The 21,852-nt window shown below is 55.3% G+C and carries 17 protein-coding genes and 1 pseudogene; 9 read left to right on the forward strand and 9 right to left on the reverse strand.

The genetic code is table 11. The features are described 5' to 3' along the window. Positions 1-288: 288 nt before the first annotated feature. Positions 289-1,203, reverse strand: coding sequence for an AraC family transcriptional regulator N-terminal domain-containing protein (locus tag GRAN_RS24680; RefSeq protein WP_128915737.1), 915 nt, complete (start codon positions 1,201-1,203; stop codon positions 289-291). Between the two features lie 141 nt (positions 1,204-1,344). Between GRAN_RS24680 and GRAN_RS24685 the strand changes: the two genes are divergently transcribed. Beyond that, positions 1,345-2,079 (forward strand): SDR family oxidoreductase, encoded by a 735-nt coding sequence (locus GRAN_RS24685; protein ID WP_241655140.1) that lies wholly within the window; start codon positions 1,345-1,347, stop codon positions 2,077-2,079. A 154-nt stretch (positions 2,080-2,233) separates the two neighbouring features. Here GRAN_RS24685 and GRAN_RS24690 read toward each other — a convergent pair whose 3' ends face one another. The 7 genes and pseudogenes from GRAN_RS24690 to leuB all read right to left on the reverse strand — a co-directional run bounded on the left by GRAN_RS24690 (position 2,234) and on the right by leuB (position 10,326). Beyond that, on the reverse strand, positions 2,234-3,196 hold the full coding sequence (locus GRAN_RS24690) for a site-specific integrase (protein ID WP_161571169.1): 963 nt from the start codon (positions 3,194-3,196) through the stop codon (positions 2,234-2,236). Then, a complete protein-coding gene (locus GRAN_RS25680) occupies positions 3,159-4,385 on the reverse strand; it encodes a hypothetical protein (RefSeq protein ID WP_161571170.1) in 1,227 nt (408 codons plus the stop codon). Before GRAN_RS25680 ends, GRAN_RS24690 begins: the two co-directional genes overlap by 38 nt. Before the next feature lie 297 nt (positions 4,386-4,682). After that, positions 4,683-5,060, reverse strand: a complete 378-nt coding sequence (locus tag GRAN_RS27220; RefSeq protein ID WP_421800890.1) for a tyrosine-type recombinase/integrase — start codon at positions 5,058-5,060, stop codon at positions 4,683-4,685. A gap of 242 nt (positions 5,061-5,302) precedes the next feature. Beyond that, a pseudogene (locus tag GRAN_RS27225) lies at positions 5,303-5,524 on the reverse strand (site-specific integrase); the annotation flags it as partial. 1,444 nt (positions 5,525-6,968) lie between these two features. Continuing rightward, entirely contained in the window at positions 6,969-7,625 is a 657-nt protein-coding gene (gene leuD / locus GRAN_RS24700; RefSeq protein WP_128915740.1) for a 3-isopropylmalate dehydratase small subunit, read from the reverse strand. Further along, a complete protein-coding gene (gene leuC / locus GRAN_RS24705) occupies positions 7,622-9,058 on the reverse strand; it encodes a 3-isopropylmalate dehydratase large subunit (RefSeq protein WP_128915741.1) in 1,437 nt (478 codons plus the stop codon). The genes leuD and leuC overlap by 4 nt, the downstream gene beginning before the upstream one ends. Before the next feature lie 161 nt (positions 9,059-9,219). After that, a complete protein-coding gene (gene leuB, locus GRAN_RS24710) occupies positions 9,220-10,326 on the reverse strand; it encodes a 3-isopropylmalate dehydrogenase (RefSeq protein WP_128915742.1) in 1,107 nt (368 codons plus the stop codon). A gap of 659 nt (positions 10,327-10,985) precedes the next feature. Between leuB and GRAN_RS24715 the strand changes: the two genes are divergently transcribed. From GRAN_RS24715 to GRAN_RS24735, 5 genes are all read left to right on the forward strand, one after another. Continuing rightward, the gene (locus GRAN_RS24715) at positions 10,986-12,638 is read left to right on the forward strand and encodes a M20/M25/M40 family metallo-hydrolase (RefSeq protein ID WP_241655141.1); all 1,653 of its coding nucleotides are present in this window, start codon (positions 10,986-10,988) and stop codon (positions 12,636-12,638) included. A 337-nt stretch (positions 12,639-12,975) separates the two neighbouring features. Next, on the forward strand, positions 12,976-13,905 hold the full coding sequence (locus tag GRAN_RS24720; RefSeq protein ID WP_128915744.1) for a helix-turn-helix transcriptional regulator: 930 nt from the start codon (positions 12,976-12,978) through the stop codon (positions 13,903-13,905). Between the two features lie 204 nt (positions 13,906-14,109). After that, positions 14,110-15,348: a DUF418 domain-containing protein gene (locus GRAN_RS24725; RefSeq protein WP_161571171.1), complete on the forward strand. Its 1,239-nt coding sequence runs from the start codon at positions 14,110-14,112 to the stop codon at positions 15,346-15,348. Between the two features lie 65 nt (positions 15,349-15,413). Further along, positions 15,414-15,665: a hypothetical protein gene (locus GRAN_RS27230; RefSeq protein WP_421800891.1), complete on the forward strand. Its 252-nt coding sequence runs from the start codon at positions 15,414-15,416 to the stop codon at positions 15,663-15,665. Between the two features lie 111 nt (positions 15,666-15,776). Next, entirely contained in the window at positions 15,777-16,289 is a 513-nt protein-coding gene (locus GRAN_RS24735) for a cupin domain-containing protein (RefSeq protein ID WP_128915746.1), read from the forward strand. Positions 16,290-17,006: 717 nt separating this feature from the next. Here GRAN_RS24735 and GRAN_RS24740 read toward each other — a convergent pair. Beyond that, positions 17,007-18,257: a glycoside hydrolase family protein gene (locus GRAN_RS24740; RefSeq protein ID WP_128915747.1), complete on the reverse strand. Its 1,251-nt coding sequence runs from the start codon at positions 18,255-18,257 to the stop codon at positions 17,007-17,009. 540 nt (positions 18,258-18,797) lie between these two features. On the opposite strand from GRAN_RS24740, the gene GRAN_RS24745 reads away from it, so the two are divergent. The 3 genes from GRAN_RS24745 to GRAN_RS24755 all read left to right on the forward strand — a co-directional run bounded on the left by GRAN_RS24745 (position 18,798) and on the right by GRAN_RS24755 (position 21,709). Beyond that, positions 18,798-19,229 (forward strand): lysozyme inhibitor LprI family protein, encoded by a 432-nt coding sequence (locus GRAN_RS24745; protein WP_128915748.1) that lies wholly within the window; start codon positions 18,798-18,800, stop codon positions 19,227-19,229. A gap of 326 nt (positions 19,230-19,555) precedes the next feature. Further along, positions 19,556-20,608: a DUF2235 domain-containing protein gene (locus GRAN_RS24750; protein WP_128915749.1), complete on the forward strand. Its 1,053-nt coding sequence runs from the start codon at positions 19,556-19,558 to the stop codon at positions 20,606-20,608. A gap of 192 nt (positions 20,609-20,800) precedes the next feature. Next, positions 20,801-21,709 (forward strand): PhzF family phenazine biosynthesis isomerase, encoded by a 909-nt coding sequence (locus GRAN_RS24755; protein WP_128915750.1) that lies wholly within the window; start codon positions 20,801-20,803, stop codon positions 21,707-21,709. The last annotated feature ends 143 nt before the right edge of the window (positions 21,710-21,852 follow it).

Here is a 21,852-nt window from a genome sequence, read left to right on the forward strand (position 1 = left end):
TTGGACCGGACAGCCCTAAAGCACCTTCTCTCACAGGGTACGTCATTCCGTGGTGAGCTGATCGTTATTAGATCGTTGAACGGTGTACATAACGGTGTATGCAACTGAGTTACTGTGCAATATGTGGAATCAGGGCAACTGGCAAGTGTTTTCCGCTGGCTCGCCACCGCCGCACTCCCCTCGCGAGGCGTTCTCTCAAGATGACGGCTGTGTCATTTGGTCCAGAGGTGAATAGTTTGGCTTTCCCCTGACCCTCTGGAGGCTGGAACTACGGCGAGGAGAAAGCCCTCACTTCGCAAGCAGCGACTGGATGTGGCGCCTGGGAGGTTGACCGAAGAGCCTGGCATACTCGCGAATAAATTGCGTTGGACTTTCGTATCCAACTTCAAGCGCCGCACTAGTAGTATCTAGGAACTCTGACATCATAAGCCGCCTGGCTTCATGCAGACGTAGTCGCTTCTGATACTGTAGCGGGCTCATTGCCGACATGGCTTGAAAATGATGATGAAACGTTGAAAGTCCCATTCCAGCCATGCTGGCCAAAGCTTCCATGCGTACTGACTTCTTGTAATTCTGCCTGATCCAGGCCATTGCTTGCGCTGTGCGGTTACTGCGAGTTCCGATGGAAACGATCTCACGGAGCCGAACTCCCTGTTGGCTCGTGAGCAGCCTATAGAGAATCTCCCGATGGATCAGACTGCCAAGAATCGCGACATCCTTTGGTTTGTCACGGAGTTCCAGAAGGCGATCAAGGGCGCTGAACAATTCTGGAGTGACAGGCCCCGATGCCAATGCGCGTCCCAGCGGCTGACGTTCCCGCCCCTCCAACTCTAGTTCTACGATGAGCTGTCTCGCTGCTTCGATGTCAATCTTGAGAAATACCGCGCAGTAAGGCTTCTTCGGACTGGCCTCGGTCACCTGGGTCAATACGGGCAGATCTGTTGAGGTGAGAATAGTCTGCGATCCATCACATCGGTACGTTACGTTGCCCAGTTCAATGCACTTGCGTCCCTGAAGAATGATGCCGAGACCAGGGCCGTAAAAGCGAGAAGCAGGCATTGTCGGAGCCGATCGGACGAAAACCTGCACTCCTGGTAGCCATGGATCATCGTTCCCCTCTGCTCCCGCACTCATGATGAACTTGCTTGCAAGCGCAGTCCGGGTCGAGTGCAGCTTCCTGCTTTCGGCAGATGTAAACCTCATAGATGCCCAGCCTCGCCACTATTCTACCGTTCGACACGAATAGGCAGAAGTTCGGCACGATCGAGCTACCAAGTTTTTGTAACAGTTCCATAGTATCGGCATTAGAAAGAGTTTCGATCAGCAGTTTCGGGAGGCTACATATTGGGCATCGAGGGTAAAGTAATTGCTATTACAGGCGCAAGTAGTGGCATCGGCGAGGCCGCAGCAGTTATGCTCGCTGAGCGGGGAGCACGGGTCGTCCTGGGAGCTCGGCGAATCGACCGTTTGCAAGCTTTGGCGTCTCGTATTCACAGCGTAGGCGGTCAAGTAGCCGTGGTACGGATGGACGTCAAGCGACGTTCCGACGTGCAGCAACTTGTCACGTTGGCCTGCGAGCGTTTTGGGCAACTCGACGTTCTCATCAACAATGCTGGGATCGGGCCAATCTCACTCATCGAAGATCTGCAGGTCGAGGATTGGGAGGAGATGATCGATGTTAATCTGAAAGGCTTTCTCTACGGCATCGCCGCAGCGTTGCCTGTCTTTCGGGAGCAGGGCTCCGGGCACTTCGTCAACATCGTGTCGACCGCTGGACTTCGGATCGTTCCTCTTCAGGCGGTATATGCCGGCACTAAAAATGCGGTGAGGACTATATCGGAGGGGCTGCGTCAGGAGGCCGGGGACAAACTCCGGGTGACCGCGATCTCGCCGGGCTTCATCTACACCGATTTTGCCGAATCCATGACAAACCCCGAGGTAAAGGCTCAGACTTTAGCCGCGCGAGACAAGATGGCGATATCGCCCGATGCAATCGCCCGGGCTATCGCGTTTGCGATCGATCAGCCGTCGGATGTCGACGTAAACGAAATCGTAGTCAGACCTACAGCCCAGGGCTGATTGCGCTTGCGGGTAGCAGATCTTGTCGCGGAGTCCCTAGGCGAGCTCGAACTAAGTCGGATCATCGGTTGGGATCCGAATCAGCTTAACTCACGAGCAAGTCGGATCGCACCGAAAGGTTACATGGCGTCAGACGAGGTCGTTCGCGGTGGTCTCAACGCAGTAATCCGCACAAGATCTTTCCCGAGTTGTCTTGGGGTCGGACCTGCGGGCATGGTAGATCCGCCAGCTTCATCAATAGTTTTTCGTAGGCCAAGAGACCGTCGTCAATCGCGGCCTGTTCGGCCTCTCCGAGAGGAATCTCTTGGAGCATCCTTAGCAGGTTCTTTTTCCCTTCGAGTATGAGGGCGGCGGTCGATCGCTTCGGCACATAGAAGTCGCACTTGGCACAGGCCATGCGGTGCGGACACTGCTCAAAGAAGTCATAGGTGCAATAACCGTGTCCGAGGTCATAGAACTTCCATGGTCTAGTTGAGGCGATCCCAGTGCGAACGGCATCCTGATCGATCAGCACCTCGATGGCGCGCAGGTCGCGCGCAAAGTATCCAGCATCGGCATAGGACTTGGCCATCTCCAGAGGCGTAATCTTCGCATAATGCTGGGTCGCTGACGAACTTGCGTGACCGAGCCACTCCTGCAGTTCAAATAAAGTCATCGGTTCCTTCGCGTTGAAGAGCTGCGAACCAATGGTGGAACGCGCCCGATGCGTAGTAATGTTGCCGCGCACATCGGCCAGCGGCACGCCGGCTTTAACGCAAAGCGCGGGGATGAGGGTGTTGTTCAGGTAGGACTTGCAAACGCCTGTGAGCCGGAGCTTGAAGAGAAAGTCCACAAACTCTCCGCTCTCCCAGTCGGCCCGCTTGGCGCCGTGCGGACGCACCTTCTCCCAGGCAGCGATGGCATTTCCAACGATACGATCCACCGGCTTCGTGAAGGCCGTTGCGGTCTTGTTGACTGGAACATCGAGCAGACAGACCGCATCGGCGGGAAGTATGTTGCCCGTGCCAGGGACAGTGACTGCATCGCGCTGCCAGCGGATGCAGCCGACCCGCAGCCTGAGGATCTCGTTATTACGAAGCTCAGCGAAGAGCCAGGTCGTCGCGAGCGCCCTGCACAACTCGATGGGATAACTGTTGCGTCGAAAGTTCCCTCGATGGGCCGGGCCACGACGGGGAAGATCGTCGGGAACGAGGTTGAGGCCAGCCCAGACGAGATTGGCCCCACAGATCGTCGGCGATGACCCGCGGGTTGCGGCCGATCAAAGCGGCGAGACTCTTCGGTATGTTCAGATGCCGCATGGGATCGAACCGTCGCGGGATCAGGTCCCACTCCTGAAGATCCCGAAAGAAGATCCGCAGCGTGAAGGTGCGGCTCGCGCGAGTGCTTGGGGCGAGTATCTTGCCTCGGCTTCTAAGATGAACGGGATCGATGCTTCCCCAGTCTCCACCATGCCACTGACAGACGACGGAGATGAGTTCCGCTGCAAGATCGCGCGTCCAATCGCCTGGTGATAAGACCGTTGGATCGACATGACCGAGCCAACGGTCCACGTTGAGCAGGAAGTAAAAGCTCTGGGTTCTGGAGCTTCTCGCATACGTGGATCGATCAAACCAGAGACGGCAGAGGCGCGCCCACTCAGGCGGCACGCCGAGAGTTAGGGCGGCCGAAGACTTCTTGTCGGGAACGGATCGATGGATCTCAAGAGCCTCTGGAACAGTTCCCATGCTAGCCAGCACACGGGAGAAAGCCACGATGGAATAGCTGCCGATGCGCGGTGGCTTGCGTGCGATCACCTTCTTCAAATGCTCCAACGTGAGCTGGTCGAGATGGGGCGAGCGGATGAACAGGAGCGTCTCGAAGACAGTCCGCATGATGCGAGCGCTCATGCCGTGCTTGAGGTATCCCCACTCCAGAAGCAATGCGAAGACCCGGTCGGAGACGATCTTCATGTAATCATGTCCAAGCACCTTGCGCGCAAGGCACCCGTAAACGACGTGGTCGCACTTGAGACGGTGTAGGTCAGCAAAGTCAAAGAGCAGATAAGCGATGGCGACGATGTGCTGACGATCCATCCTTCTCCGCTCGATGGAATCGATCCACTCTTCAGTGGGCCATCCCCAGAAGGAACGCTTGCGCTCAGCCACCTCACGCAGGAAGAACAGCAGCACATACTTGCGATGGTTGGTCTTGATGCCCGTGTAGTCGAGCGTATCGTTCAGCGGCTGCACCAGCCGGTTGAGCGAAGGACCAAAGTCCATCGTTCGCCCGTACCTGTAGAAGCGATACGCCTCCGCATAGCGTGTCAACAGATCCTCTTCGCACGCGTGCGCGTGGAACTACGGTCGTATCGGTCGAGACCAATCGGCCAGGTCCAGGGTCCGTCGTCTGCCTTCTTAGGCATCTCCTTCTCTGGTCCCCACTGAGCACGGGCGCTGCTCTGAAAGAGCGATGAGCGCTGTTCGACGGTCAGGGTATCAACCCACCGCCCGATGTTGTTGTGCCATGGCTGTCCATCCTTCCTTACTCACTTGGCTGTCACTGAACGACCTCCGCCAGCATCTGAACCCGGCGGGCATGGATCTGAGCCATGCCCGCCGCGAGCTTCAGCGAAAGGTCGCATCCACTGAGATGGATATAGAGCAGCGTGTCTGCACGCTGCGATGTCCGGCGAAACTTGCAATCTCGTGGATGTCCCAGCCTGCATGGGCTAGATCGGTCAGACAGAGATGGCGAAGTGTGTGCGTTGAGAAGCGTTCGACGCCAGCTCTGCGTGCAATCCGGAGGACGATCTTCGACCAACTCCATATCGAAATGGGATCGCTGTAGTTAAGGCGTGACTCGGAGAGAAAGAGCGGCCCACGCTTGTTGCCGAATGTCCTGCGATGTTCGAGATAGCGGACAAGCAACTCGCCGCTCGATGCGGAATAAGGAAGAGCGCGCTCGCGGAGTCCCTTCGTACTCTCGGCTCGAATCTTGAGCAGGCGTCACGACGGATCGATGTCGCTACTCTGGAGACTGCAAAGCCTTCGCGGCGAAGTCCAGCGTCATAGGCAAACGCAAGCATCGTCCTGTTGCGGATGGACTCCTGTCGTGCCGCCGCAAGAATGCTATGCCAGTCTTCCTCGTTGGGAATCCAGGACAGCTTGTGATGGCGTGCAACCATCGCCCGTCCGCTGCTGGTCTGTGCAGCTGGTTTGTGGGAACGTGTCCATTCTTCCATCAAATATCCATGGAATAGGCGAACAACTGTCAATAGCTGCTGTATCGTCGCGTTCGCTAAAACAACCTCGCCAGGCTGCAACGCAGCGAGATACCGTCCCACATCCGCACGCGTCGCGGAGACGGACGCGACGCGGGTAGACTTCAAGAATGCAAGATATCTCTCCAATGCCCTCGAATAAGCATCGAGCGTATTGGCCGACAGGCCGCGGTGCGACTGCAACAAAAGCTACGCATGAGCGGGAGTGTCGCATGCGACCAAGAGAAAACGATCGCAACGGATCGGGTGAACGGTGAACTCGAACGGCACATGAACCTCCTGGTGGAGATCCAAGGAGAACAGGCACGACGGCACCAACGTCTCACGAGGGGAGCGCGGCGGCGGCGAGCCAGCGGAAAACACTTCACATAAGTTACAGATTACGTTGGAGTTGCTGATTCAGTTGCCGGTCCTTCGCTCCAACTCGATGCGATCGCTGACCCGCCGCCCGTTCCAAAGTTCGGCAATCGTTAAGCCTCAGAGCAGTGCGGTATGAATGGAAATACCTGCCAGGATTCCATCGGCTACGGCTGAATTCGTACCCGACGTGCACCGGCCATCATTGCCCGTGGCATACACTCCCGGAACAGTCGTCATCATACCTGGATCGGTCCGGATGAGAGCCCCAAAAGCACCATCATCTATTACGCACCCCAGTTGTCGTGCAAATGTGCTGTTGTTCTCTGCGAAAGCTAAGAGCAACTTAGAGGCAACGCGGCTTTCGCCTGAATGGAGGGTCACTCTAAACCTTCCTGTCCCTTCCCTTCGCGCTTCGACAGCTATACCATCGATGGTTCTCAAGGAAGGGTATCGCTCTAGCTCGGACAACGTTGAATCGATCACACCAATTTCGTGGTGGTTAGGAAAGTCGCTGACGACGCGTTTGACGGATCCGTTGCCTGGTTGACCGGAATAGATGATGCAGACTTCACGTCTAGCACGCGCGAGTTGCACTCCCGCCGATAAACCAGCATAGCTATCCCCAACAATGATTGCGTCGTATAGCATGTCTGGCATCCGCATTAGGAGAGGCGACTGAGTTGTAGCCAACTGTGGGGACTCGGCAGAACGGTGCCAAGCCCTCTTCCACATTTGTACAGAATGAGACGGTTCTCTTCGTGGGAACGGTCACAGCTTAAACTGCCAAAAAGAGCTGTGTATGCGCCAAAGCGAAAAACCCAACTTTCAGAACTGACATTGGTAACACAGCCCCTGGCTATTTTGAAGTCGGCGTCTGTGGGTCTCTTCGACCAGTGTGGGCTGCCCTGGTCCGCCCTCTGCGAACAAATCAGCTCTTCCGTCGCTGCCGACATCAACAAATTCCACGTTCGCGGAGGAACATGTTTCTCTGCGACGATTTACCGATGTCTGTTACTTCAGAGGTTGCTTTTGGAGAGTCACTGAAGCCTTAGTATATCCAGACGCAAGCACCTCCCAACGGGTGAACAATGCGTTTTTAGGCCCTGGAGTTTCTTGTACCCGAACAACGCCGATCATCGCGACTAAGGTCTGAAGAGCAGAGGTGGCTGGAGGGTGATTGCACAGAAACGGTGGCGACCGCAGCAGCTCTGTGTAACGTACATTGCAGCGTGTGACTGAGTTAAGTCATGGCGTCGATCCCCAACGGAAGTCATATTGCCGGCTGATTAGCACCCGCTAGATGGGACTTTGGCATAGCCCAAAGACGTTTCTCGTGCGCGGCTTCAAAAGAGGTCAGTGCTTCGGTGTGTTGCAAGGTCAGGCTAATGTCATCGTAGCCGTTGAGCAGGCAAAACTTTCGAAATGGTTCGATTTCGAAGCGGGCATGGAAGCCTTCGTCGTCGGTGACAGTCTGATGTTCGAGGTTGATGGTTATGATACTGTCCGGGTTCTTGGTGGAGCGGCCCATCAGCGTCTTCACGTGGTCTTCTTGAAGGCGGACGAGGATGATGCCGTTCTTGCCTGCGTTGGAATAGAAAATGTCGGCGAAGGTGGGTGCTATGACGGCGAGGAAGCCGAACTGGTTGAGCGCCCATGCGGCGTGCTCGCGCGAGGAGCCACAGCCGAAGTTGCGCTCGGCGATGAGGATCTGCGCGCCGTGGTACTCGGGCTTGTTGATCACGAAGCTAGCATTAGGCGTAATGGAATCGGGCACGTCTAGGTTGTAACGCCAATCGTAAAAAAGAAAGTCGCCGTAGCCTGTGCGCTCAATGCGCTTGAGGAACTGTTTTGGGATTATCTGGTCCGTGTCGATGTTGGGCAGCGGCAGCGGCATCGCTTTGGATTTGAGTTCGTTGATGGGGGTCATTGGCGTAGTACTCCTTCTGCGGACTTCCACTTACGTATGTCGGTGAAATGGCCGGTGATGGCGGCGGCGGCGGCCATTTCAGGGCTTACGAGGTGGGTGCGGCCTCCGCGACCCTGGCGGCCTTCGAAGTTGCGGTTGCTTGTGGAGGCGCAGCGTTCGCCGGGCTGCAGGATGTCGGGGTTCATGCCCAGGCACATGGAGCAGCCCGGCTCGCGCCACTCGAAGCCTGCATTTTTGAATACAATGTCGAGACCCTCTTCTTCAGCCTGGCGCTTGACCTGTTGCGAGCCGGGAACGACCATCGCGCGAATCTTCGTGGCGATGTGGTGGCCCCTTACCACGGCGGCTGCGGCGCGCAAATCTTCGATCCGGCCGTTGGTGCAGGAGCCGATGAAGACCGTATCGATCGTTATTTCTTCCATGTGCATGCCGGGCTTCAGGTCCATGTACTCGTATGCGCTGGCGAAGCTCTTACGGTCGGCGTCGGACTTCGCATCTTCGAGCGAGGGCACCTTTCCGTCAATCGTCGCGTGCATGCCGGGAGACGTGCCCCAGGTTACGGCAGGTACGAGTGTTGAAGCGTCAACGTGGAGTTCGCGGTCGAAGATGGCACCTTCGTCGGTGGGCAGCGTCTTCCAGTGGGCGACGGCTTGTTCCCATGCTTCGCCTTGTGGCGAGAAGCGGCGACTTTTTAGATATTCGAAGGTCGTCTCGTCGGGAGCGATCATGCCGGCGCGCGCACCTGCTTCGATGCTCATGTTACAGATTGTCATGCGACCTTCCATGCTGAGCGCGCGGATGGAGCAGCCCGCGTACTCGATCACGTGGCCCGTAGCGCCGTCGGTGCCGATCTTGCCGATGATATAGAGGATAATGTCCTTGGCTGTGACGCCGAAGGGCAGGTCCCCCTCGACGTTGATACGGAAGGTCTTGGGTTTGGTCAGCGGCAGCGTCTGCGTTGCCATTACATGCTCGACCTCAGACGTGCCAATGCCGAAGGCCAGTGCGCCAAAAGCGCCGTGTGTTGAGGTGTGCGAGTCGCCGCAGACGATTGTTATGCCGGGCTTGGTGGCACCGAGCTCGGGTCCTATCATGTGGACGATCCCCTGCGACGCATCCTGCACGTCAAAGAATTCAATGCCGAAGTCAGTGCAGTTCTTACGGAGCGTCTGCACCTGCTTCGACGCGATCTGGTCGATGATGTGCAGCCGGTCCTCGACACTGGTGGTGGGTACATTGTGATCCACCGTGGCGATGTGCCGCTCTGGGTGACGCAACTTACGGCCAGCCAGGCGTAGTCCTTCAAATGCCTGTGGCGACGTCACTTCATGCACTAGTTGCAGGTCGATATAGAGGAGTGGCGGCTCGCCTACCGGTTCGACGACTAGGTGTTGTTGCCAGATTTTTTCAAACAGTGTTCTTGGTTCGCTCATCTTCCCTCATTGTGAGTAGTGCAGTGGTAGCGCGGAGGCTGCCGAATTCAGATTTGACCGGACTTATCTTCGCTGAAGCAAGTACTACGTCGCGCTTCACGCTCCGACAGCAGTCGGAATAATATGGTCGGTGGCTGTTGGCTGAAGCGCAAAAGGGTACGCTACAAGGCCGACAAGGTCGCTGCCAAGTTTGCCTTGACGAGGTCGACGAGGAGTCTTCCCATCAACTGCGTGTCGACGGCATGTTGACCGTCCACGTTGCGGCTTAAAATGTCAGGGGTGCGGTACCCAGCTTCGAGCACCTGAACCACAGCGTCTTCGATGCCCTTTGCTTCGGTCTCCAGACCGCCAGAAATGCGCAGCATCATCGCTGCGGTAAGGATGGTGCCGATGGGATTGGCCTTGCCCTGGCCGGCGATATCGGGCGCGGAGCCGTGTATGGGCTCATAGAGGTTGACCTTGCCGCCGACCGTGGCTGAGGGCAGCATGCCGAGTGAGCCGGTGATGACCCCGCTCTCGTCGGAGAGGATGTCACCGAAGAGGTTTTCGGTAAGGACCACATCGAAATCGCGTGGACGCGTCATGAGGTGGATGGCCATCGAGTCGACAAGCTGATGCTCGACCGTGACGTTCGGATACTCGTTCGCGACCTGATCGACGACGAAACGCCACATCTGCGAGCACTCGAGTACGTTGGCCTTATCTACGCTGGTGAGCTTTTTCTTCGGGCGCTTGGCTGCAATATCGAAGGCAATCCTTGCAACTCGCTCGACCTCATCCTGCGTGTAGACCATGGTGTTGTGAGCGCGGCGGAGTTGCTTGTCCCACAAGCGTGGTTCACCGAAGTAGAGGCCACCGAGAAGTTCACGCACAAACATTATGTCGGCGCCTTCGGTTATCTCGTGGCGTAACGGGCTGTTGTTGGCGAGTGCCTTGTAGGCGATCGCAGGACGCAGATTGGCGAATCCGCCGAGTTCAGCGCGAATCTTGAGCAGGCCGGCTTCGGGGCGCTCGCTGGGGGCTAGCTTGTTGAACTTGTTATCACCTACCGCGCCAAGCAGTGCGGCATCGCAGGTGAGTGCTTTCTGCAGGGTCTCGTTGGGTAGGGGCGTGCCGTGCGCGTCGATGCCCGCGCCGCCGATGAGCAATGGCATGTACTCGAAGGTGTGTCCGCCGACCTCCCCAACGGCATCAAGGACGTTGACCGCCTCTTGGATGACCTCCGGGCCAATGCCGTCACCTGCTAGTAGTGCAATTCTAAGGTGCATTGATTATCCTTCAGGCGCTTAGGTGCGTGAGATTCCCTGGGTTTTCTGCGTTGCAAAATGGACGCGTCTGAAGCTTCATTGCATCTACTTCATACCTTGGTCATCCCAAACGATTCTCAAAGTTAGATGCGCGTAAAGAGTAGTGTCACCGCTCGATTCTGCCACAATGCATGCTGCATCGGTCAAAAGTGAATACATGGGTCAGTCCCACTTAGAACAAAACAAAATGCGCTCACTACTCGGCGAGTAGTCAACTTGAATGACTCGCGTCAGGAACCGACCGCTTTGACCCGACACCGCGCGTGTCTACTACCACCCGGCGTGCCGATTGGGACAACATCAGCGCAATAAGTGACAAGTGCTTGCGATCAAGCCATCGATAGCTTTTCTCTCGTCGTCAAACAGTTTCGTAGTCCAGAAGTATTTTGATATTTGCTCTTACCGCTTCATGCACCGGCGGCACTAAATACTCTAGCCATACCTAAACCGGAACTTGAGCGGGCCACTTCGACTCAAGAAGTTCATCGCCTCATCCTAGGGAGAGAATCGCCGCAATGGTAATTGGAAGTAGTTGTAAGTTTTTTTCCTGTCCATTCTTGATCACGGGTTTTTTCTTATCGATCTCGATCCCGGCTACGAGATTTGTTGAAGCACAGCGCGTGGCTGATCCGGTCCGCGCCGGCGAGCCTACAGCGACCACACCGGAAAAGCTCGATCTCGGTATGTACTCGCGCATTCGCGACGAGGAGTTCAATCACTCGCATGTCATAGAGTATGCAGGCGGCCTCTCGGATGACATCGGCCCGCGTCTTTCAGGTTCGCCTGCGATGATGCGTGCGGATGATTGGGCACGCAGTCAGCTCACGACTATGGGCTGCAAGAATGTACGGCATGAAAGCTGGGGCGAGTTCGGCATGGCATGGACACAGATAAACACGTCCTTGGCGCTGGTCAAGCCCGCGAACAGCGTTTTCGTAGCGCAAGCGACTCCGTGGTCGCCCTCGACAAACGGCACGGTAAACGCGGAGGTGGTCCATCTGACCGAGCTGACGTCGGAAAATGACCTGGCACGTTGGAAGGGCATGCTCAAAGGCAGAATCGTGCTCTATGAACAAGCACCCTTCGATGCCAATCAGGGTCCGGAGATGGTGCACGATACAGCCGAAAAACTTGCGGAGATCGCTCAGTATCCGCTGAACGGCGACATGAACGATCAGTATGCAACCACACCGGCCATGCTGGCTCTTTACCGGAAGTTTTTCCAGAGCATTGCCTTCCGCGAACACGTTGGAAAGTTTTTTGCGGACGAAGGTGTTGTCGCGGTCTTGATTCCCGGTGGTTCCGACGGCGCTCTCCATGTCGATATCTTCGATAGCCTTGGAATGTCGGTATATCGCGCCGATCATAAGCAACCGATCCCGGAGGCCGTCGTCACGACGCAAGCTTGGGGGCGGATGCAGAGGCTTCTGGATAACAAGGTTCCTGTAACGGTCAGCCTCAACATTGCCACGCACTTTGGTGATGAGCACGTACCGGGCTACAACGTCCTTGCAGAAATCCCAGGCACCGATCCCAAACTCAAAGATGAGGTTGTGATGGTCGGCGGTCATTTGGATAGTTGGTATGCCGGCACAGGCGCGACGGACAATGGTGCGGGTGTAGCTGTGGCCATCGAGGCAATGCGTGTCCTCAACGCTCTGCACGTGCAGCCACGCCGAACCATTCGAATCGCACTTTGGAGTGGTGAGGAGCAAGGTGTCCTTGGATCTCAGGCCTATGTTGCCAAGCATTTTGCGGACATACATTTTTCGTCCAGCCCTGATGATGCGGCTACCGTGAACATCGTGAAGCCGATCGTCGCTCCTCCTACCGCAAAATTCGAAGGAGCCTTGCTCGATGCGTACTACAACATGGATGACGGTACCGGGAAGCTACTGGGCATCTATACCGAAGGAAACCAAGGTGTGAGCGATATCTTTTCCCAGTGGATGAAGCCCTTGGGCGATCTGGGCCTAACCACGATCAGCACGCGCAACTTTGGAGCCACCGATCATGCCGCCTTTCAACTGGCTGGCCTGCCGGGTTTTCAGTTCATTCAGGATCCACGGGACTACGTCAGCCGCACACACCATACGTCACTGGATACCTATGAGCACCTCAGTGAGCCGGATCTTAAGCAGGCAGCCGTGATCGAGGCTATTTTCTTGTACAACACCGCGATGCGAGACACCATGCTGCCCCGACCGGCGCTTACAATCGGAACCGAAGCTCCCGCCCATCTGAAGGATATTTACCCCGATGCAACGAAATGAGGAGAGAGTGTAAATAACATCTCTCCCGCGTATCAGCAGCATTGCGGGCCGCCCACAGCTTAAGATTTGTGCCGTGGATTTTGACTTTTGACAAGCATTCAGAGCCTCCCTCCCAATTGTTTAAGACACACGCAAGTGAAGATTTGCATGAGTCAAGACCTGATCGGCCTCGCTATTTCTGTACCAGGTGAAATGTTGGTCTTCTACCAAAACTGATCTGAATAAGGGGAGGCTTTGGATGAGGAAGATGCGTTTTTCTGTGGAACAGATCACAGAATGAGAGGTGGCCACGGCCACGTGGACCAGAACATAAGCTCAGTGGGAAATGATCTAGTCAATGCAGATATCAGAAACAGACACCGTTGCGACGTGCAAGAAGACTCGGGCCATCCGCGAGTTTATGCGCGGCAAGTCTCAGCTTATGTTTTCAAGCCGTGGCCTAGGCTGGGCCGGCCTTCTCTTGGAGCAGCATCAGTTTCCTGCCGGCGAGTGGCCAGCGTCGGAGTTGAGTGGCTTAGTTCTTTGTCTGTGGAACAATGCGGAGACGCTCCGCTGCGATCACCCAGATGTCAATGGAAACTTTGTACCTAAGCTTGTTCACCCCGGCACCCTGTCCCTTTACACAGCTGGTGCTCTTCCAGCAGTGCGTCCGAGCTGTCCTACCTACGGTCTTATTTGTGCCTTAGACCCGGACTTCAAGCATGAGATCTCGCAAGAGATCCTAAATGAGAGCAACACGCGTAGCGTGGCAGATGGCGTCATCTCTCAGGACAAGCGTTGTTTTATGGATAAGCCTTTGCAGCACACTCTCGAAAAGTTGAGCGACGAAGCGAGGCGTGGCGGACACTCTGGTCGCCTTTATGCAAATCGTTTGATTCGTTCCCTCCGAACACGGCTGTTTGATATAACCCGCGGGGCGAGCGGAGGAGTATGGTTGAAAAACAAAATAGATGCCGACACGTTGCGTCGTCTAAGTAATCGCTTGGAGACAACACCGGAGACCAATCTGGATTTGCACACACTGGCAACTGAGATCGGCTACAGCAAACGGCATCTGCTACGCTCTTTCCGTTCAAATACAGGTCGTTCTCCACATCAATACGTACTGGATCTGCGGATGGAAAAAGCTCGCCGACTGATGGTGAAGCCCGCTCTGAACCTAATTGACATTGCCCTGGACTGTGGGTTTGCCAGCCAGGCTCACTTCACCTACGCATTTCGTCAAAAGTTGGGCCTAACGCCGAGCGAGTATCGCCGTAGGCTTTGATGGCGTTTTTACGAAAGTGATGGCTCCGCCGAACGGATAGTCTTACGGCAGATGCCCGATAAGAACTTTACTTCCATTTCAATCGAACCGCTGCCACCTGGGACGCCCGAAGTAGAGGCTGGACCGACTGAGGCTCCCGTACATCAGACCCAACGCCTACCAACACTAGACGTCCTTCGGGGCGTAGCTTTACTGGGCATCCTCATGCTTAATATAGAGGACTTTGCGGGACCTGAGTCTCTTTGGGACATTCCCACAGGCCTACCCCGTCCCGCTTTCAGCGGCTGGCATGCCTGGATCGACTACACCATTGTCGTGCTCAAGTGGATGTTTGCTGAAGGCAAGATGCGAAGCATGTTCTCCATCCTCTTCGGCGCGGGCGTGGTGCTACTGACAGAGCGACTTGAAAAGCGCTCCGCTCTAAGGCGCGCGAGGAGCATTTACTACCGCCGTAATCTATGGCTTCTCGTCTTTGGTGTTTGCCACGGCTTTATCCTGTGGTTCGGGGATATCCTGATCGACTATTCAGCGATGGCACTAATCTTCCTTTACCCGCTGCGCCGCCTCGGCGCCCGTATGCTGCTTATGTTGGGTCTCATCCTCTGGCTGGTAGGTGGAACGTTCGGCAGTACACGGGCATTTGATGTAACCGCGACGTTGCGCACAGAGAGTCAGCTTAACGCTGCCAAAGCCGCTGGCACCTCCGCGACGGTTGCACAGCGAGCGCTCTTAGAGGACGCTTCAAAACGTCAACAAGCGGGTGCAGCAGCCATTCAAGAGACTCTACGGACCCGCCGGTTGGGTTTTCTGGCTGGATGGCCGACCAGAGTCACCACGGAAGTGGCGATACTCAAACTGAAGTTTCCAAGCTTCTGGTTTCTTGAGTGGCTCGGTGCCATGGTCACTGGAATGGGTCTCTACAAATCTGGATACTTGACCAACAAGCTTCCGGTCCAGGCATATCTTTCATTAGTGATTGCCGGCTATGCTCTCGCTCTTCCGCTCGTTCTCTTCGGGATTTGGCAAGTCTTTAAGTCAGGCTTCGCGGTCGCTGCCTTTGACCGATGGCTGGCCATTCCTTACACCGCAGAGGTGTTAGCGGGAACGCTCGCCAACACTTCGATTCTGCTGCTTCTGGTCAGAAGCGGGCATTTGCGGAGCACTCTTGAGCGAGTCGCCTTTGTTGGTCGTACTGCCTTCAGCAACTACATCCTCACCACCATTCTCTGCCAGTTCCTTTTTGCCTGGGGTCCATGGAAACTATACGGCAAACTTGAATACTACCAGTGGTACGTCGTAGTTGCGGTTATCTGGGCATTGAACCTGATCGCTAGTTCTCTGTGGCTGCGTGTCTTCGCGTTCGGCCCGCTGGAATGGCTATGGCGCTCCCTGACTTACTGGAAACGTCAGCCGATGCTACTCACTACAAGTAGACAAAGATAAGCGCGGAAGGCTAACTGCAAAGACCAGGTTCACATTGACTCTGAACATTTTGGGCGGGCGCGATCATAAACCACACACAATACCCAAGTGTGCCGCCGCGCTTGGTTTACGCGGTAACCGATGTTGGGATGACACTCCGGGGGGCGCTGATTCCCCTTCATTGCTGGGCGGTGGTAATTAGGCAGGCCATCCTCGAGAACCTCCCTAAAGTCAGGCAAGCTGCAATTGCTGATTTGGAAGCTATCTTACGTTCTGCACTTCCGTGGTGGAACATGGAAAGAGGGTTCCCGACACCGAAACTTACCGTCACTTTCTGACAACTACGCCGCTGCGAGCGACAAAGGCCAGTAGATGGGGAGCAGTTCTGAAGCTGTTAGCCGTCTGACGAAGCAGTCACATCATTGCAGTTCTAACACTAAGGAGATTGGATGAAGCCTCAAGACGTCGTCGTGGACACGAATGCAGTAACAATGCAGGAAACCGGGCATTCCGGGATTCAATTTCTGGCATCACCAGAACTCACGGGTTCGCGCTCCCTTGCGTTCTTGCGGGGTACTGTCGAAGGGGGCGGGAATATTCACCTCCATGCACATGCTGATACGGAATGCTTTTACATTCTTGAAGGTGAGATGGAGATGTATCAGGATCTTGGGGGAAAGGGGGCCTGGCAAAAAGTACGCCAAGGTGAACTTGCCTTGATCGGCAGCAATGTGAAGCACGCCTGGCGAAATAGCTCTTCTCTTCCCTGCGTCTGTCTCATCATTACGGGAGGCGATGTGTTTCGATATCTCTTGGAGGTCATTGAGTACCGCAAAAATGCTCTGCAACAAGGAACACCGCCACAGGCCATGCTAAAAAAGATAAAAGATCTCGCCACGGAAACTCATGGTTGGTTCGCCACGCCTGAGGAGAATGCAGCGATTGGGCTCAAGTTCGGTTAAGGATGGCTGTCGGCTGGTCTCGCCACGCCGAACCGACATGCGGGTGATCTTGAAATCGTGTCAGTGACTTTGGGGCACATCACCCGCGCGCGGAAAAGTCGCTCTGACCGAATCTCGTAGGATCCAAGAGCGTGGGCAGGAAGAATCCAGCATCGACCGCGTTTCATGAGCAGCAAAGGTCTACACAGATCAAGTCTAACGACGATGGAGCGACTGCCGAAAACCTGTGTCCGCGATCAGTCTGGCGGGCCCGCTCGGTCTCGCCGAACTCGCCAGCGTCCGCACCATCTAGGAATCAATCACTGAATGTTGTTGAGGCATTCGTATTTATAGTATGACGCTCAGGAATCGAGATTTGTTGGGAACGAACGCCCTGTGGCATCCCTCGCAATAGGCCAAATGAATTTGCAGCACAGCCCAATCTTCTTCGGAGATTACTCCTGAATGGAAGATTCGGCCCAGTGCCGCCAATTCGGCGTGCATCTTGGATGTCATAGTCATACCTCCGTTCAGAACCGTAGGTCACTGGGACCACGCGTTTGTTCCGATCGCCGAGGCCATCGACGCTAAATGCAACGAATTCTTCCCGGTGTGACCACACTTACTTCGAGAGCAGCCCTGAATACGGTCTCCTGTATTCACGGCCGTTCCGAAGCATAGTCATTTTGTGGACCGCTTTTCTCTGTGTCATACGTCTGCCGAGGATGGGTATCTCCGTCACTGTGGCAGAATCCAATTCGCGAGTTCGCTGTCGCTTACTTCACCTACGCGACGGTCAGATGGCACGTTCATTCGTAGCCGCAGTCCGAAGGGCCGTCGATGCGAACCTTGTACCTTGCCGTCAGGGCCTTCAGGCATATCGCCAGGGGCGAATCCATTGAGGTAGAGCCACCACTGTCCGTCGGGCGCCGCAAGCGCGGCAGCAACACCGGGACCCACCACCTGTTTGCCGACAAAGTTGGGCCATTGTGGCTTTTGCGATTGCAGCAGATAGCGGACTTCGAGTCTCCCACGCTGGCCCCATACGTTTCCGGCATCACGCAGCAATACTTTTCGGTATCTGCCATTCCCCACCGGCATGAGCGAGTCAGACCACGCCACGCCTGTTTTGTAGCCTTCGGTGAGATAGGCACCGGTCGAGTATACGAGCAAGTGCTTACCGGCGACTCGGCTGAGATAAGGGGCTTCCACTAGCTTGGCCTGTGTATTCGCGTACCATTCGGAATTCAACTCTCCGTCGCGGTCGCCGGGAGTTAATAGAACAGACGGAGGGACGGATGCGATCTCTGTCTCCGTCTGCATTGGTTGCAGGACGATCTCATTGCGCAACGCGGGAGGAGGGGCGATGCCGCGTACATAGAGTAGGTATAGACGTCCGTCTTCTTCGTAATATTTGCCGTCATAGTTGCCATTGCTTGCTTCAGTCAGCGAACCGGCTAACAGCGAGTCAGCGGCCCAGTCAGTTGGAGGCGTATCTGGCGAGACTGGACCGACCGGGTGTGCATGCGCCACCACAGTCCAGTGTTTCGGATGGGCCATCGTGTGTATGCCAATGGTTACTGCAGCATGCCACTCTCCCCGGTCGTTCTGAAAAAGATCGACGTTTTGGATATTCGTGATCTGCCCTCCTGCCGCCGCAATCATTGACTGGAGTGAGCCTCCGGTCACGCGTAGTGACCTAGACGAAAAACATTCCGCAAGAACTGGAAAAGAACACTGTAGGACGGCGTGGGTCGTTCCGGAAATAATCACCTCGCGCAGCGCGTTTGCCCTGTCCAGTCGAACTGGCTGCGGGTCTGCCATATAGCCATCACCACTCGAATTGATGGTTGTTAGTGGGATCAATCGCAGTGAGTCTGCAGTCGAATCGAATGCCTGCGCGGCACAGATGGTGCCAACGATGGAGGTGGCGATGACTGCCAGGTATGCAATTGTGCGTAAGCTGTGTAGGCAGAAAGGCGGGTTCATTTATACCTCAAACTGTTTTGTCGATGAGTCTCAAAAAGACATAGCGCTGGTCCAGATCATCTGGCTATAATGGCTGGCGATTTGGCGCGACCCATTTGATCACACTCGCCGGCGCGATATTCATAGAGATGGAGTGGAACTACCGGGTTCGAAATCTCAAGCCCGAAGCCAGTGATCAATCAATCTTTAACGCGACCGAAAGGTTGTTTAGAGAAGCAACTCTGCATGTTTAGGCACATCTCGGACAACTTCCGGGACAGCGCCGTCACCTGCTTAAGATTAGATTCACGTAGCGAGCGGTGTCACAGCTCGATTCTGCCAAAATGCACACTCGTTCGGCCAAGAGTGGAATTCTGGGGTCAGTCTCACCTACAGCACAAGAAGAACTGTGACTTTATCAGCCGGATAGCCGACTTCAATTCTACAAACCACGTTTCTGCTGACATTTTACTTTCCGTGCAGTATGGTGAAGTCTTGTGTGCAGATAGCACGACATAACGTCAAATCTTTTGCTATAAACTGAGGGTGTCTGGGACGACCATGAAATCTATCCTGATCGGCGTTTGTGCTTTCCTGACCTGCGGCGGCGCGCTGGCTCAAGGCCCGTCGGATTTTTCCGAGACCGATGCCAAGCTCAAGGCTTGCGTGGCCAGAGACAGCAGCAACATGCACATTATGGCCTGCAATTCCGTCGCCCAGATCTTCGCGGACGCCCGGCTGAACAGTGTCTATCAGGCCTGGGCCGAAGCACTGAAGCATCCGAAGCCGGACGAAGTCAAAGACGACGCGGAAATCCTGAAGCGTCTCGTCGCGGCAGAGCGGGCCTGGATCGCATTCAGGGACGCGGACTGTAGCTTGCAAAGCACATCAATGCTCGGCGGTACAGGCGAGCCCAACGCCTATGGCGACTGCGTGTACACCATGACCAAGACGCGCGTGAAAGCCCTGGAAACGGTTCGTAGCGCCCGCTAAGTTGTCTGCTTTTGGCCCGGTGGCGCAGCCCGAAACGTCCCCGGGGGCTTCAGCTCACGAAGAAGACCGACATTGCGGTGCAGCTCGGTCATCTTGTTCTGAAGTTGCCACCCTGTACTCAGTGGCCATGCACTTTCGAATGAAGCAGTGTCCCGACCACACGCGAAGGCAGAAAACAACCTGACCATGGCAGATTCTGATTGGCCGCCTCTCTTCGCTGCATCATCCAACGCTTGGAGTGGAGGAGCAAGATGATGATCACCGACATTGCGTCGGCAGAATGGCAGGCGCGCTAAAACCACGTTGGTTCCAAAATAGGAGATTTTGTGAGCAAGAAAATTATTCTCTGTGCGGATGGCACATGGGATTCACCGCATGGTTCTACCGGAATGCAAACTGATACGAACGTCCGTAAACTCTATATGCTCTTGGGGGATAAACCTTCGCAGTTGAAGTACTACGACAGTGGCGTGGGAACAGACGGCACACCATTCGAACATTTTTTCGGTGGTGCGATGGGCGACGGCCTCTTCCAGAAGGTGCAAGACGGTTATGGCTTCCTCTCTTATGTTTGGGATCCGGGCGACGAAATCTTCGTCTTCGGGTTTAGTCGCGGAGCTTATACCGCTCGCAGTTTGGCCGGCATGATCGCTCTCTTTGGTGTTCCGACCAAGAATTTAGATAATCAGACAGTCAAGCGCATCTTTGATGTGTACAGGATCACTGACCATGACAAGCGAGAGGCTGCGAAAGTGCCCCTCGTCGAGGAATACGGTCTAACGGAAGTTGACGTGCGTATGGTTGGTGTCTGGGACACTGTTGGCGCACTCGGCATTCCAGGCCATCTCTTCACCGACTTCGACCAACAGAAGTACGGTTTTCTAGATACGAGCTTGAGCCATTGCATAAAGAATGCGTTTCAAGCGGTGTCAATCGACGAACGCCGTTCGCAATTCAAACCAACACTTTGGACCAATGCTGACGGGAGCCAAAGGGATAACGATTCACAGTTGGAACAGGTGTGGTTTCCGGGAGCCCATTGCGACGTAGGAGGAAGCTATTCAGAATGTCAGCTTTCCAACATCACCCTGCGCTGGATGGTAGACAACGCGAAGTCTTGTGGGCTGCAGTTTGATGAGGAAGGCCTTCAACAGTGTTTTTCGCCGATGCCCTTCAATCCCCTAGGACCGAGTCACGATGAATGGAAGCTCATACCGTGGGGACCTTGGAAACATCGCACAGTGCCGGCGAACGCAGTGCTGGCAAATACAGTAAAAATTCGGTTTGCCAGCATGCAGCCAGAATATAAACCCGAAAACCTTAATACTCCGCTTGACGCCTACAAGGAGACGGAGATCGTTCCTGCCGGAGAGCTATAATCTTGGCCTTGTAATTCCTTAAGGGTGGCTACTTTTCGGAATGTGCTCAAAGCACCGCGGGCTTCGGCCTCAAGCCCACGGCCTTGCCGACGACACAAGCCAGAATGGATCCTGAGTATTCTTGAAAGTGAGCATCCTTCATCATCACAACTGAGCTGACGAGCCGTTCCAAGAAAAGATGGAGGCACACACGTGCAGCAATATTCGATCTATCAGGTGGATGCGTTCACCAGGCAGGCATTCAGAGGTAATCCCGCTGGCGTTGTCCCCGACGCGCGGGGTCTCTCGGCTTCCGCCATGCAGTTCATGGCGCGCGAGATGAACAAATCGGAGACTGCCTTCATCTTCCCAAGCAGCGATCCGAGCGGAGACGTTGAAGTGCGCTTTTTCACGCCCACTGCCGAGGTTCCTATATGCGGCCACGCGACGATCGCTGCTCATTACGTCCTGGCGGTAGAAGGAGCGCCACTTGGAACGCGTCGGCAGCAGACTGCAGCCGGAATGCTGGCTGTTGAATCTGAGAAGTTCGATGGAGTGATCAGGATCTGGATGCACCAGCAGCTTGCCAACTTCTCCCCTCCGCTGGAAGGCCAGCAGTTGGACGCTTTGCTGAAGGCCCTTGGTCTGGCAGCAAGCGATGTAGAGAGCAATAGCCCAGTCCAAATCGTTTCAACAGGCCATTCAAAGGTGGTCATTCCTGTTCGTCGCCGGAGGAAAATTGCGGGTCTGTCCCCAGACATGAATGCTTTATGTAGCCTTAGCACTCGAATTGGTTGCAACGGCTACTACACCTGGACGATGGAAGATCCCGATCCAGGCAATCTCTCCCACGGTCGCATGTTTGCGCCCATCATTGGAATTCCGGAAGATCCCGTCACTGGGAATGCGAGCGGTTGCCTTGGGGCCTATCTCGTTCACCACGATCTTCTGTCGGGCGACGAAACCGGGGTGGCTTCATTCTACGCGGGTCAAGGCTGGGAAGTCGGCCGGCCTGGACGCGTACTAGTTGAGGCTACGCGTTCGTCTTCAGATGGGCCAATCGCTATCAGAATTGCTGGGGAGGCTGTCATTACACTTAAAGGAATCATGGTGGCTCCGTAATCCTTAGCGATTACCTTCATCGGAAAAAGCCAACGGCTTCGAACTAATAGAGACATTGTCCAGGCACTGTCTTAAGAATCTCAGAAGCAGCGAATACGACCATTGTCCGAGGCGTGGACGGCAGGGGGCGAGTCGGTCTTCGA

Source organism: Granulicella sibirica (genome assembly GCF_004115155.1).
GTDB classification, from domain to species: domain Bacteria; phylum Acidobacteriota; class Terriglobia; order Terriglobales; family Acidobacteriaceae; genus Edaphobacter; species Edaphobacter sibiricus.